The 13,701-nt window shown below is 59.4% G+C and carries 10 protein-coding genes and 3 tRNA genes; 9 read left to right on the forward strand and 4 right to left on the reverse strand.

Annotation, left to right across the window (positions count from 1 at the left end; genetic code table 11):
- Position 1: 1 nt before the first annotated feature.
- From ftsZ to GMO_RS06765, 8 genes are all read left to right on the forward strand, one after another.
- Entirely contained in the window at positions 2-1,549 is a 1,548-nt protein-coding gene (ftsZ, locus tag GMO_RS06730; protein ID WP_008851574.1) for a cell division protein FtsZ, read from the forward strand.
- Between the two features lie 130 nt (positions 1,550-1,679).
- A complete protein-coding gene (lpxC, locus tag GMO_RS06735) occupies positions 1,680-2,714 on the forward strand; it encodes a UDP-3-O-acyl-N-acetylglucosamine deacetylase (RefSeq protein ID WP_008851575.1) in 1,035 nt (344 codons plus the stop codon).
- A 68-nt stretch (positions 2,715-2,782) separates the two neighbouring features.
- Complete coding sequence (locus GMO_RS06740; protein ID WP_040508419.1) at positions 2,783-3,688, forward strand: outer membrane protein assembly factor BamD; 906 nt, start codon at positions 2,783-2,785, stop codon at positions 3,686-3,688.
- A gap of 45 nt (positions 3,689-3,733) precedes the next feature.
- Complete coding sequence (recN, locus tag GMO_RS06745; RefSeq protein ID WP_008851578.1) at positions 3,734-5,452, forward strand: DNA repair protein RecN; 1,719 nt, start codon at positions 3,734-3,736, stop codon at positions 5,450-5,452.
- Entirely contained in the window at positions 5,449-7,485 is a 2,037-nt protein-coding gene (gene ligA, locus GMO_RS06750; protein ID WP_008851579.1) for an NAD-dependent DNA ligase LigA, read from the forward strand. Before recN ends, ligA begins: the two co-directional genes overlap by 4 nt.
- 81 nt (positions 7,486-7,566) lie before the next feature.
- Positions 7,567-8,922, forward strand: coding sequence for a hemolysin family protein (locus GMO_RS06755; RefSeq protein ID WP_008851580.1), 1,356 nt, complete (start codon positions 7,567-7,569; stop codon positions 8,920-8,922).
- A gap of 50 nt (positions 8,923-8,972) precedes the next feature.
- Positions 8,973-10,673: a DUF885 domain-containing protein gene (locus tag GMO_RS06760; RefSeq protein ID WP_008851581.1), complete on the forward strand. Its 1,701-nt coding sequence runs from the start codon at positions 8,973-8,975 to the stop codon at positions 10,671-10,673.
- Entirely contained in the window at positions 10,670-11,254 is a 585-nt protein-coding gene (locus GMO_RS06765; RefSeq protein WP_008851582.1) for an isochorismatase family protein, read from the forward strand. The genes GMO_RS06760 and GMO_RS06765 overlap by 4 nt, the downstream gene beginning before the upstream one ends.
- Before the next feature lie 172 nt (positions 11,255-11,426).
- On the opposite strand, the gene GMO_RS06770 is transcribed toward GMO_RS06765, so the two are convergent.
- From GMO_RS06770 to gpt, 3 genes are all read right to left on the reverse strand, one after another.
- Positions 11,427-11,503 (reverse strand) — tRNA-Arg (locus GMO_RS06770).
- Positions 11,504-11,520: 17 nt separating this feature from the next.
- A tRNA-Pro gene (locus GMO_RS06775) sits at positions 11,521-11,597 on the reverse strand.
- A 49-nt stretch (positions 11,598-11,646) separates the two neighbouring features.
- Positions 11,647-12,162 (reverse strand): xanthine phosphoribosyltransferase, encoded by a 516-nt coding sequence (gpt, locus tag GMO_RS06780; protein WP_008851583.1) that lies wholly within the window; start codon positions 12,160-12,162, stop codon positions 11,647-11,649.
- A 62-nt stretch (positions 12,163-12,224) separates the two neighbouring features.
- On the opposite strand from gpt, the gene GMO_RS06785 reads away from it, so the two are divergent.
- A complete protein-coding gene (locus GMO_RS06785; protein ID WP_040508544.1) occupies positions 12,225-13,451 on the forward strand; it encodes an MFS transporter in 1,227 nt (408 codons plus the stop codon).
- 126 nt (positions 13,452-13,577) lie between these two features.
- Here the strand turns inward: GMO_RS06785 and GMO_RS06790 are convergent.
- Positions 13,578-13,653 (reverse strand) — tRNA-Asn (locus GMO_RS06790).
- Positions 13,654-13,701: the final 48 nt, after the last annotated feature.

Genomic DNA, 13,701 nt, shown 5'->3' on the forward strand with positions numbered 1-13,701 from the left:
CATGACGCTCAATCTTACCCCTACCCCGAACTCCCACGTCGAACTGGCCCCCCGGATCACCGTCATCGGAGTCGGTGGCGGCGGTACGAACGCCGTCAACAACATGATCGATTCCGAGCTCAAGGGCGTGGAATTCGTCGTGGCCAACACCGACGCCCAGCAGCTGGCGCATTCGAAAGCGGAACGGCGCGTCCAGCTTGGTCCGCATCTCACGCGTGGCCTGGGCGCAGGCGCAAAACCGGAAATCGGGCGGGAAGCAGCGGAAGAAGCCGCGCAGGAAATCGACCGGCAGCTTGAAGGCGCGAATCTGGTCTTCATCACCGCCGGCATGGGCGGTGGCACGGGAACGGGTGCGGCCCCCGTCATTGCGCGCATGGCACGGGAACGCGGTGTCCTGACAGTCGGCGTGGTGTCCAAGCCTTTCAATTTCGAAGGACGCCGCCGCTCCACGGCGGCCGATCACGGCATTGCGGAACTGCAGAAGCATGTCGATACCCTGATCGTCATTCCAAACCAGAACCTGTTCAATTCCGCCACACAGAACACGACGTTCAAGCAGGCCTTCAAGATGGCCGACAACGTCCTGTACATGGGCGTTCGTGGCATTACGGACCTCATGGTCTCCCCCGGCCTCATCAACCTCGACTTCGCCGATGTGAAGGCGGTGATGGAGGAAATGGGCAAAGCCATGATGGGAACGGGCGAAGCCACAAGCGAGGAAGATGGCGAAGACCGCGCCGTGATGGCCGCGGAACGCGCCATTTCCAATCCGCTTCTCGAAGAAACCTCGATGGCCGGTGCGCAGGGCCTGCTGATCAACATCACGGGCGGTGATGACCTGACCCTGTATGAAGTGGACCGCGCCGCCGACCGTATCCGTCAGGAAGTTGCCGAAGACGCCAACATCATCTTCGGCGCCCTGATCGACGAGACCCTCAACGGCCGCGTCCGCGTGTCCGTCGTTGCAACGGGCATCGACACGCAGGCCCGCCCGGATCAGCCTTCCGGAGCCGATGCCTCTGCACCGGCCCGCGAAGCGCCGTCCGCATCACGTGAGGGTTCCGCAGCGCCAAAGACCTCTTCGGCTCCGTTCCAGCCGGGTTCGACCTATGCCGGTGGTCCGCCGCGCCCGAATTTCGCTCTGGACCAAAATACGAACCAGACGGCTTCTCCCGCACTCGGCGCAGCGTCTCCCGCTCCCGAAACCGCACAGCCTGCCGCCACGCAGGCCCCTCCTGCGCAACAGGCGCCGCGCGCAGATGAACACCGGCAGGCCTCGCCGCGTTCGGGACTGTTCTCGGATCCGTCGCGTCATGCGCCACAGCCGGAACCCGCACCACGCAGTCTTTTTGGTCTCGTCACCGGAGCTTTCCGCAGCCGCCCGGCAGCGCCACAGCCCCAGCAGCCTGCACAGCAGCGCCCGGAACCGACGATGCGGGACATCTATCAGAAAGAGCAGCAGCAGGACGGTCACGGTCAGCATCAACAGACCGACAATGGCGGCCCCGACGATTCCGATCTCGATATCCCAACCTATCTGCGTCGTTGATCTCCTCATCCCTCCCTGTTTCTGCGCCATTCGCACAGGAACAGGGAGGGTAATATCTGGCAACAATCCTTGACTGGCGCGGTAGCCTCATCTGGTTTTTACTGAATTGGTCCAGATTACCGGAGGCTATATGCAGTTCACGCCAGCGCAGGATGGCAGCACGGCTGAAAAAAGCCGCGTGCGACACTTGGCTGATCATGCAGCCACTGAGCATCCTCTTCCTGTCGTTCACGACCTGCCGGCGTCCGAACATCTCCAGACAACACTGGCCGCCCCCATTCACTGCCGCGGTATTGCACTTCACAGTGGCCTGGACGTAAATCTGGTCCTGTCTCCGGCAGCCGCAGATACAGGGATCCGCTTCGAAAGAAGCGACCGTCCCGGTTCCTCTTCCTTCCCCGCTCTTTATGATCGCATCGTGGACACCCGCCTGTCCACCGTCGTGGCCTGTCCGGAAGATCCATCCCTGCGGGTCGCAACCATCGAACATCTGATGGCGGCCCTTCATGCGCTTGAAATCGACAACGTGCTGGTGTCTGTCAGCGGACCGGAACTTCCGGTTCTGGATGGTTCATCCGACGCATTCGCCTTTCTCATCAAATGCGCCGGGCGCCGCATACTGGAAACGCCACGCCGCACGATCGAAATCCTCCGGACCGTCCGGGTCGAAGGGAAAAATGGTTCCTTTGCGGAACTTCGTCCTGCTCCGCGTGGGCTTTCCCTTGCCATTTCTCTCAGTTTCGAAGCCAGCGCCATCGGAAACCAGCGCTACGCCATGCAACTCGAAGAGCGGCGTTTTCTGGAAGAAGTCGCGTTCTGCCGAACCTTCGTCAATCGTCAGGATATTGAACACTTGCAAAGTATTGGCCTTGCACGCGGTGGTTCTCTTGATAATGCCGTTGTTGTGGACGGAGCGAACATTCTCAATCCTGGCGGCCTGAAAATCGAACGGGAATTTGCCCGTCACAAACTTCTCGATGCCATCGGTGACATCTATTGCTGCGGCCATCGGATGAAGGCCGGATTCATTGGCCACAAATCCGGTCACGCTCTCAATAACAGCCTTCTGCGTGCTGTCTTTGCGGACCAGAAAAACTGGCGTTTTCTCCCCGTCGCGCAAAATTCAGTCGATCATCTCCGGCGACGCCCGCGCGTGGCGGCTTAAGATCGCAGAGCAGGTCTTTCGTCCCCAAAATCCCGTGATATAAGACGGGCATCACGGGAAGAGCAGGTATGGCAAGCAGAACTCAGCGTCATTTCGAAGTTTCATCCAGCGGACGGGGGCTTTTCCTGAAAGCGGCGGCCGTCAGCGGGCTTGTGCTTCTGTCTGGCTGTTCGATGTTTTCGTCAAAACACGAAAAACCTGCGATTCCCAAAGTAGCGGATGCTGAAACACTTTATAATTACGGCATTGATGCGCTTCATTCGGGTCATTACGAACTCGCAGGCGGTGAATTCGAACTCCTGCAGCAGAACTACCCTTATTCCGGCTTTACGGGTAACGCCGAGCTGATGGAGGGATATTCCTACTATCTGCAGGGAGAATACGCCCTCTCCGTCCAGCAGCTCGAACGCTACCTGCAACTTCATCCGACCAGCCCCGATGCAGCTTACGCCTTCTATCTGCGTGCCTTGTGCTATTACGAGCAGATTGCCGACGTGGAGCGTGACCAGCAGGGCACGGTCGAGGCCCTGAATGCGCTGGAAGAAGTGATCACACGCTTCCCGCAGACATCCTATGCCCGCGATGCGCAGCTGAAGATCGATCTGTGCCGTGACCATCTCGCCGGCAAGGAAATGCTCGTTGGCCGCTGGTACCAGCAGCAGCGGAACTATGAAGCGGCGATGGGCCGCTATCAGCGCGTGGTCCAGGATTACCAGACTACCAACCATGCCGCCGAAGCCCTTGAACGACTGGTTGAAGTCTATCTGGCTCTGGGTCTGAAGAACGAAGCCCGTCAGACAGCCAGCGTACTGGGATACAACTATCCCGACAGCCAGTGGTATCGTTACGCCTATGCCGATCTGCGCGACAACAAGCTGTTGACGGATAATTTCAAGAAACCGGTCCGGGCTCCCCATCATCACAGCCAGAACCAGCGCGGATTCTTTTCCCGCATGTGGCACAGCGTCTTTTGATGATTGGCGTTTGACACACGCCACGACACGCCCAACATTCGCGTCATGCTGACCCATCTCTCGATCCGTGACGTCGTTCTGATCGAAAAGCTCGATCTGGCCCTCTCCGCAGGACTGACCGTCCTGACGGGTGAGACGGGCGCGGGTAAATCGATTCTTCTGGACAGTCTGGGCCTTGCCCTCGGAGAAAGGGCCAGCGGCGGCCTTGTCCGGGCCGGTGCCGCGCAGGCCAGTGTCTCGGCCATGTTCGAGATCCCGTCCAATCACCCCGTGCTCCCCATCCTCGAAGAACAGGGCATTCTCCGCGACGACCCGACCGAACCGCTGGTTCTGCGCCGGATCGTTACGCCGGATGCCCGGTCCCGGGCCTATATCTGCGACCAGCCGGTGGGCGTGACACTGCTACGGCGGATTGCTTCCGAACTCGTCGAGATTCAGGGTCAGCACGAGCAGATGGGTCTCGCGGACCAGAGCACACATCTGGATCTGCTGGATGCCTTTGGCGTTTCGCCCGTCCTGCGGCAGCGGACAGCCAGAGCCTATCACGCCTGGATTGACGCCCGGCGGGCATTGGACAATGCACGGACGGACATGGAAGCTGCCGCAAGGGAAGAAGCATGGCTGCGGCAGACCGTGGATGATCTGAGCATTCTGGCACCACAGGAAGGAGAAGAAGAATCCCTGGCCGCTCTCCGGATCAGTCTGCAACGTGATGAACGTCGCGGAGAAGCCGTCGCGGCGGCGCTGTCTGATCTCACACCAAAAGACCGACGCTCGGCGGCACCAGCTGCTGCCCTGCGCTCTGCCAGCAGGGCGCTGGCCCGTCTCCTGCCTGCCCCGACAGATACGGAAGAAGCCTCTTCCACACATCAGACTCAGGCACAGGAAGCGCTGGACGCCCTGGAGAAAGCCGAAGAAGCCCTGGCGGACGCTGAAATGCTCCTGACCCGGCTGGCAGCGGATACGGAAGGTGATCCACGCCTGCTTGAGGAAACGGAAGAGCGGCTGTTCGCTCTCAGGGCCGAAGCCCGGAAGCATAATGTGGCGGTCGCAGAACTTCCCTCTTTTCTGGCCTCCCTGAAAGAACGACTGAATGCCCTTGATTCCGGTAATGCTGAAATTGCCCGTCTGGAAACGGCACTGACCGAGACACGTCTGGCTTATGAAGAAGCAGGCCGCGCCCTTTCCGAGGCCCGTCAGAAAGCCGCCCGGACACTTGAAAAGGCAGTCAGCGCCGAACTGAAGCCAGTCAAACTGGAACGGGCCCGCTTTACGGTTTCGATTCTTCCGCTGGAGCTTTCACAGTGGAGCAGCCGCGGGATGGAACAGGCGTCCTTCCTGATCGCTGCCAATCCGGGCCAGCCTGCCGGGCCTCTGGCGAAAGTCGCATCTGGTGGTGAACTCTCCCGCCTGATGCTGGCCCTGAAAGTTGTGCTGGCAGAGCGGTCAGCGATCGGCACGCTCGTTTTCGACGAGGTGGACTCAGGCGTCGGCGGCGCGACAGCGTCCTCTATCGGGGATCGGCTTCACAAAGTGGCACGGGACGTTCAGGTGCTTGTCGTCACGCATAGCCCACAGGTCGCAGCAAGAGGAGACGCCCATCTCCGGATCGCAAAACGGATCCGTGCTGAACGGACGGAGACACTGGCCGAACCTCTGGACAGTGATGCCCGGCGCGAGGAAATTGCCCGCATGCTGGCAGGCGACATCATCACCGATGCGGCGCGTGGCGCTGCAGACAGCCTTCTGGGACAGACGTCATGACCCCGTCCGAACGTCACGCTGAACTCGAGGCAAAACTCGCACGATGGGACGAAGCCTATTATGGAAAAGATGATCCCGAGGTTTCCGATGCGGAATATGATGCCGCGCGCCGTGAACTGCTGGCATTGGAAGACACGCACCCAGACCTTCGCCATGCGGGCGGAGCTAGTGAACGTGTAGGTACGGCGACTGAGTCCATCTTTCGCAAGCATCGTCATCTGGTGCCGATGCTGTCCCTCGACAATGTCTTCGATGACAGCGGGTTCGAGGGCTTTGTCGCCCGGGCCGGCCGTTTTCTCGGACTGGATGAAGACGGCATCCAGGCTCTTCAGTTTGTCGCGGAACCGAAAATCGACGGGCTTTCAATCAGCCTGACATACGAACAGCGGCGTTTCGTCCGGGGAACGACGCGCGGAGACGGATTTGAAGGTGAAGATGTCACCGCCAACCTTCTGACTTTAAAAGATGTTCCGGAAACTCTTCCTGCTGATGCTCCGGAGCGTCTGGAAATCCGTGGAGAAGTGTTTCTTTCCAAATCCAGCTTTCTGGCGCTGAACGAACAGCAGCTTGCCCGTGGCGCCAAACCCTTCGCCAACCCCAGAAACGCGGCCGCAGGTTCCCTTCGCCAGCTTGATCCAGCCATCACAAAGAGACGTCCGCTTTCCCTGTATACCTACGCCCAGGGCTATGCGTCCTCGCCCATAGCAGCAACACACTGGGATTATCTGGAGACTCTCAAACGCTGGGGATTCCACGTCAATCCTTTGTCCCGGCGCATCGCCCATGCGCGGGACATTCCGGATTATGTCAACGATCTGGCTCTGAAGCGTTCTGCACTGGATTACGATATCGACGGTATCGTCTTCAAAATAAACGATATTTCCCTTCAGGAACGCCTCAGTTTCGCAGGTCGTGCCCCCCGCTGGGCGATCGCCTGGAAATTTCCGGCAGAGCAGGCCATCACGCACCTGCTGCAGATTGAAATTCAGGTCGGCCGCACGGGCGCCCTGACACCCGTAGCTTATCTGGAGCCCGTCAATGTGGGCGGCGTCATCGTCTCTCGTGCCACTCTGCACAACGAGGATGAAATCGCCCGCAAGGACGTTCGGGCGGGCGATCTCGTCCGGCTGCAGCGGGCAGGCGATGTCATTCCCCAGATCCTCGGCGTGGTCCCACAGGACGAACCTCGTGGCCCGCCCTTCGTCTTTCCCGATCACTGCCCCGTCTGTGGCTCACTGGCCGAGCGTGTTCATGGTGAAGCCGTCCGCCGCTGCACAGGTGGACTGACCTGTGAAGCGCAGGTCGTCGAACGGCTCATTCACATGGTCTCCCGGAATGCCTTCGATATTGATGGCCTTGGAGAACGCAGCATCCGGGAATTCTACGATGCCGGTTACATCCGGCGCCCCGGTGATATCTTCCGGCTGGCACAACACAGGGATGCCCTTCTGGGACGCGACGGCTGGGGACAGCTTTCTGTAGACAACCTGCTCCGTGCCATTGATGAACGCCGGCGCATTCCGTTTTCCCGCCTGATTTTCGGACTTGGCATCCGCCGGATCGGAGAACGGAACGCTCAGCTTCTCGCCCGTCATTACAGGACATTCGAAACCTGGCACGACGCGATGCTGGCAGCCCATCCCGGTACGGAGGAACGTGCGGCCTTGGGAGCGATCATGGGGGTTGGCGATGCCATTGCCGATGAACTGGTCGCGTTTTTCTCCGAGGAACATAACGTCCAGACGCTGGATGACCTCGCAGGTGAACTGGAAGAAATCCAGCCCGAGGATGCTCCCGCCACGGGTAAACTGTCGGGAAAGATCATCGTCTTCACCGGCACCCTCACCACCATGGCACGCCCGGAGGCCAAGGCCATCGCGGAACGGATGGGCGCGCAGGTCACGGATAGTGTTTCAAAAAAGACCTCTCTTGTGGTTCTGGGTGAAAAAGCGGGCTCCAAAGCCAGAAAAGCAGCTGAACTGGGCGTGGAAACCGTTGATGAGGAAGGCTGGCGAAAACTGGCAGGCCTCTGACGCAAGGCTGTTGCCGCGATGGCCTGAAAACGCTTGAGAAAATTAACGCCACATTTCTGTTTCAGGGTATAAGGCGGCTGCATGTCAGTCTCTTCTCCCCCCCAGCACCTGATCATTCTTTTCCTGCTGGGCCTGCTGGCCACGGTGGCGCTGATCGCCGTCTCCGTCCTGATCTCCCTTTCGGAAATTTCCTTTGCTGCTGCCCGGGACGTGCGCCTGCGCTCAAGGGCCGAGGCCGGAGACCAGCGCGCCGTCGCGTTCCTGAAACTGCGCCGCAACAGCGGGCAGGTCATCACGGTTCTTCAGATCTGCCTCAACGCAGTTGGTGTTCTGGGCGGCATCATCAGCGAATCGATGCTGAGCACGCCGTTTGCCATGGCGTTCAGGGAAATCGGGTTTTCAGAGTCGATCGCGAACAAGGGCGGCTCCACCTGTTCCTTCATCCTGATTACCGGCCTGTTTGTCCTTTTCGCGGATCTGCTGCCCAAGCGCATCGCCATGAATGCGCCAGACAGGATTGCGCTCAAGGTCGGCTGGTTTCCAGCGCTGGCGCTCAAAATCCTCTATCCGGCCGTCTGGGTTTTTTCCCGGATTTCCGATGTCCTGCTCCGGCTGATGAAAATCCCTGCCGCCGTGACCGTAGAGCCTGTCACACCTGAGGATCTGCGCGCCATTCTGGCAGCCGGTACGGCATCCGGCGTCCTGCTGGAGCAGGAACACCAGATGATCCAGAACGTCCTCGGCCTTCAGGACCGGGCCGTGACATCAGCCATGACCCCGCGTGATGAAATCGTTTATCTGGACGTGCAGGAAAGCCCGGAAAGCCAGCGGGACAAGGTGCGTGTGCGTCCCTATTCCCGCTATCCGCTCTGTGATGGCGGCCTGGACCGGGTGATCGGTTCGATCCGGGCAGAGGACGTTCTGGTGGCGGTTGTTGACGAACCGCAGGTCAGCGTCGCGGGAAGCTCCACCGCTCCGGTCGCCAGCCAGATTTTCAGGATGCGCCGGGATGTTCTGTCCCTGCCCGACACCCTGAATCTCTGGGAAACCCTCGCCCAGTTCGATGCCCATTCGGCCGGTTTCGCGCTGATCGTCAATGAGTATGGCCTGGTGGTAGGGCTGATCACCTACAAGGACATCATGGGCGCACTGATGGATGGTCTGGTCAGTCCGTTTGAGGAACAGGCCATTGTGCGTCGTGATGACAAATCCTGGCTGATTGACGGAGCGGCTCCGATTGGCGATGTCCTGCGGGAACTCGATATTCCCATGTTCGAGGACACCCAGAATTTCGACACGATCGGCGGGTTTGTCATGAACCGCCTGCGCCGCATGGCCCGCAAGGCGGACAGCGTGGAAGCGTCCGGTTTCCGCTTCGAGGTTGTGGATGTGGAAGGCTTCCGCATCAACCAGCTGCTTGTAACGCGCCTGAACTGAGAACGCCTGAAGGTTTTCAATTCCGCGGCCTCTCCCTTACTATTGCAGGCATGAAACATGTCCTGCTCCTCGTCACCGCCCTGACAGGCATTGCCCTGCTTGCCTCACCTGCATCCGCCCGGTCCCTGGAAGATATCTCCGCCGCCCATTACCGGGCGGAATGGAAAGCCGATCCCGTGAATGCCACTCTTCAGGGCGTCCATGATGAAGACGGGCAACTGGGAGATGTCTCCGACCGCGCACTGATGAAACAGGACCGGCGCCTCCGGACGGAACAGGACGCCCTGCGGCAACTGGACCTCTCGGGAGCCTCGAGCCGGGAACAGGATGACCGCGACATTCTCCTGGCCCAGATCGGCGGAGAACTGCTTGAGGACGAAAAAATCCGTCCCTACCATCACGACCCGGACCGTTACGTCTCGCAGGTTACGAACGCCCTTTACGGACTGGTCGTCCACGATTACGCCCCCGCTCCGGACCGGATGCGGGCTGCCATTTCCCGCCTCAGACAGATGCCGGGTTTTCTGGCGCAGGCGTCCGGACGACTGAAAGACGTGCCACCCATCTTTGTGGAAATCGCACTGGAAGACCTTGATGGCGCCATCGGTTTCATCGGGAAAGATGTCCCGTCAGCTTTCGCCAGTGTTCCAGACCCTGCCCTCCAGAAGCAGATGACCAGCACGGCAGAGGCCGCCGTTTCAGCACTGAAGCACTATGCGGACTGGCTGCATGGACTTCGGGCAGATGGCAGCTTCGTTCTGGGACGCGATACACTGCGGGGACTGCTGGCGGCGGACATGATTGATACGCCACCTGAAGAGATCATTGCCGTTGGAGAAAGGCAACTCGAACGGGACCGTCAGGATTTCCTGACCGTCAGCAGACAGATTGATCCCCACAATCCCGGACAGGCCCTGGAGGAAATCCGTCACGATCATCCGACGTCAGATCAGCTGATCCCAACAGCACAGGGACAGCTTCACGATCTGCAGGCTTTCATCATCACCCATGATATCCTGACATTGCCTCTGCTCACCCTGCCACAGGTGATCAGGACGCCAGCGTTTGAGCAGTCACTGATTTCCGCGGCAACGGAATGGCCCGGCCCTTTCGAAAAGCAGCCCCTGCCATCCTTTTATGAAATCACGCCGCCTTCTCCGTCCTTCACACCGCGACAGACCGAAGAGGCTCTGGAGGATTTCAATCGCCCTGAACTGCTGAACATCACGATTCATGAAGCCATGCCCGGTCATTTCGTGCAGGGGCTTTATCTTCAGTCCAGCCCCGACTGGTCCCTGATCCGTCGGGGCGCGTCATCCTATACCACCACTGAAGGCTGGGCTCATTACACCGAGCAGATGATGGTCGAGGCAGGATACGACAACGCCAGCCCCGCCCTCCATCTGATGCAACTTCAGGACGCCCTTCTCCGAGACTGCCGTCTGCTGGCGGCGTTCGGGATGCATATGCAGGGCATGACACTCCAGCAGGCAACAGACATGATGGAAAAGCGCTGCTTCCAGTCATCTGTCGCAGCGTACAAGGAAGCCAGACGAGGAACATCCGATCCAGCCTATTTCTCCTACACCCTGGGAAAACTGATGATTCTCCACCTTAGAAGTGACATGCAGGCCCGGCAGGGAAAATCCTTTTCCCTCAAGGCTTTCCACGACAGCATTCTTCAGGCCGGCCTTGTGCCCATGCGCGCCATCCGTCGTGAACTCACGGGCCAGAACGGAAATCTCCTGTGACCGGTCTCAGCCGTTCCGCACTGATCATCGTGGATATGCAGAATGACTTTCTCCCCGGTGGCGCGCTTGCAGTCCCCGGTGGAGACTGCATCCTGAAGGCGGTCAATACCCTCTCCACACTGGGATTCAGGGCCGTGATAGCCACACAGGACTGGCACCCAGCCCTGCACTGCTCCTTTCAGTCCCAGCATGGACCGTGGCCAGCACACTGTATTGCCGGCACAGACGGCGCCGCATTCAGCCCCCTGCTTGATACCCGTCCTGTCAGCCACATCATCCGCAAGGGCATGGCTCCCGACCGGGACAGTTATTCCGCCTTTTTCGACAATGATCATCACACTTCGACTGGACTTGACGGCCTGTTGCTAAGTCTGGACATCAACCATGTAATCCTGTGTGGCCTGGCGCTGGATTACTGTGTTTCGGCGACGGCCCAAGATGCCATACGCACAGGCTTCCGGACGGAAATCGTGCCACAGGCCTGTCGGGGAATCGCAGCCTTTCCCGAGGCCACTCTTGAAAGCCTTCAACGCGCAGGCGTCGGTCTATCCGCCCTTCTTTCAGAGCAGAAAATATCCTGACTGCACGGAAAATGCTCATATCCGTCAGAAGAGTACGCTGCTTCTGAACCAAACAGAAAATATCGGCTGTGATTTTTCAGATCGAATATGGAAGCCGGAAGCCCTGTTAACGGGCTGCCGCAGGCCGCGTACGAAGCACCAGCAAACCTTGCAAACCAGCCGGGCGGAAAAATGGCGCGCCCTGCTGGATTCGAACCAGCGACCCACAGCTTAGAAGGCTGTTGCTCTATCCAGCTGAGCTAAGGGCGCAGATTAAAGCCATTGACTGGTCGGGGCGCCCGGACTCGAACCGGGGGCCTCTTGTACCCAAAACAAGCGCGCTACCAGGCTGCGCCACGCCCCGAACCGGTCCGGAACCTAGGGGTTCTGTCCGGTCGAGGCAAGAGGTTTTTTTACTTCCCTTCACTCCGAATCAACGGCGGCACGAACAGGGGGGCCGTATCCCAGGGAAACAGGATCCACGTGTCCTGGCCAACTTCCGTTACGTAATGATCGGCATGAGGCTTGCCGTCCGGCTTGGCGTAAAGACAGGCAAAGACAGCCTTGGGCAGCATTTCGCGGACCAGTTTGGCCGTCACGCCGGAATCAACCAGATCATCTACAATCAGGAAGCCCTCGCCATCACCCGCCGCTACGGGCGGCTTGACGACTTTCGGTTCATGCTGGGAACCTTCTTCTTCAGCATAGCTGATGACCGAAACGCTTTCGATCAGACGGCATCCCATTTCGCGGCCGAGAATGGCAGCGGGAATGAGACCACCGCGCGTGATCGCCACGATCCCGCGGAACGGGCCGTGCGCCTGCATCAAGGTCGCGGCAAGAAGACGCGCGTCACGATGGAGCTGATCCCATGTGACTGTGGCGTAATGAACGGATTGGGGAGTCTGTTTGGCAGTCATGTTCTCCATCTGCCTTCGGTCTCGGCATTTTGCAATAAACTTGCACGTATGAACTGCGTAAGATGCCGCCCATGATTGACCCAGCCTTACGTTCCCTGCCCGGTCTGCCGGCGCTTATTACCGGAAGAATATTTTCCCAGCTTTCCGCCACGACAATGACAATCGCCATTGGATGGCAGATCTACGCCCTGACCCACAACGTCGCTGCACTGGGTTATCTGGGACTGGCGCAGTTCCTGCCGATGGTTCCCCTGACGTTTCTGTCCGGACATGTTGCGGACCGATTCAATCGTCGCACGATTGTCCTGATCTGTCAGACCATGGAAATTCTCAGCACGGGAGCATTGGCCGTCGCAGCGGGTTTCCACGTCCTCAGTCCGGCGCTGATCTATGCCTTTGCCGTCCTGTATGGCGTCCTGCGCAGCTTCGAAATGCCATGCCAGCAGGCTTTTCTTCCCGCCATCGCACCACCTGCGCTGCTGCCACGCGCTCAGGCGCTCCTGTCCTCCCTGTTCATGACTGCTTCCATCGTGGGGCCAAGCCTTGGAGGACTTCTGTACGGTCTGGGGCCTGTTCTCTGTTACAGCCTCTCGGCATGCGGATTCGCAGTTGCCTTTCTGGGAACGCTCAATCTGAAACTCCGCCATTCCGTTTCCGCAAAAGAGCCGGTGACATTTGCATCCGTCTTCGCGGGTCTCGCCTTCCTGAACCGGCGCCGGGATCTGCTGGGCGCCATTTCGCTCGATCTCTTCGCGGTCCTGCTGGGGGGCGCCACGGCAATGCTCCCCGTCTATGCGGACGGCATCCTGCATGTCGGACCCATCGGGCTGGGTCTCCTGCGCGCGGCGCCAGCGATCGGTGCGCTGCTGATGTCCTGGTGGCTTTCCCGCAGACCGCTTGGCGGACGTGCCGGCGCCATCATGTTCCTGTCCGTGGTCATTTTCGGGGTGGCAACCATCGTGTTCGGCGCGTCCCGTACGGTATGGATTTCGATTCTTGCCCTGATGGTTCTGGGGGCCGCAGATGTCATCAGCGTCGTGATCCGGTCTTCCCTCATCCAGCTTGCCACCCCGGATTCGATGCGGGGACGGGTCTCCGCCGTCAACACCCTTTTCATCGGGTCCAGCAATCAGCTTGGCGAATTTGAAAGCGGCATGCTGGGCACTGCGATCGGCCCGGAAGCGGCTGTCATTGCAGGCGGGGTCGGAACCATTCTGGTGGCCGCTGCCTGGATCAGACTGTTTCCCCGTCTCTGGGAGCTGAACCGTCTGGAGGATGTCTTTCCGGAAAAAGACTGACTGCCACACCTGCTCTCCGCACAAGTCCTGGAGGAGAGCAATCGGCATCATCAAGAAGCCCAGATACACAAAAAGCCCCGTAAGGGGGCTTTTGTCTGCCAGCACAGACTTTCTGGAAAGAAAGGCTGGCTCCCGAAGTAGGACTCGAACCTACGACCCAGCGATTAACAGTCGCTTGCTCTACCAACTGAGCTATTCGGGACCGGCGAGGTGGTATGTAGCCAAACTGCGGAGACTGGTAAACCCCCAA

The sequence above is a fragment of the Gluconobacter morbifer G707 genome (assembly GCF_000234355.1).
In the GTDB taxonomy this organism is placed as follows: domain Bacteria; phylum Pseudomonadota; class Alphaproteobacteria; order Acetobacterales; family Acetobacteraceae; genus Gluconobacter; species Gluconobacter morbifer.

Excerpts from the sequence above, each read along its gene's own strand:
- GMO_RS06785 (WP_040508544.1), top strand. The coding sequence starts at position 12,225 with ATGATTGACCCAGCCTTACGTTCCCTGCCCGGTCTGCCGGCGCTTATT.
- GMO_RS06755 (WP_008851580.1), top strand. The coding sequence starts at position 7,567 with ATGTCAGTCTCTTCTCCCCCCCAGCACCTGATCATTCTTTTCCTGCTG.
- GMO_RS06740 (WP_040508419.1), top strand. The coding sequence starts at position 2,783 with ATGGCAAGCAGAACTCAGCGTCATTTCGAAGTTTCATCCAGCGGACGG.
- recN (WP_008851578.1), top strand. The coding sequence starts at position 3,734 with ATGCTGACCCATCTCTCGATCCGTGACGTCGTTCTGATCGAAAAGCTC.
- ftsZ (WP_008851574.1), top strand. The coding sequence starts at position 2 with ATGACGCTCAATCTTACCCCTACCCCGAACTCCCACGTCGAACTGGCC.
- lpxC (WP_008851575.1), top strand. The coding sequence starts at position 1,680 with ATGCAGTTCACGCCAGCGCAGGATGGCAGCACGGCTGAAAAAAGCCGC.
- GMO_RS06760 (WP_008851581.1), top strand. The coding sequence starts at position 8,973 with ATGAAACATGTCCTGCTCCTCGTCACCGCCCTGACAGGCATTGCCCTG.
- gpt (WP_008851583.1), bottom strand. The coding sequence starts at position 12,162 with ATGGAGAACATGACTGCCAAACAGACTCCCCAATCCGTTCATTACGCC.
- ligA (WP_008851579.1), top strand. The coding sequence starts at position 5,449 with ATGACCCCGTCCGAACGTCACGCTGAACTCGAGGCAAAACTCGCACGA.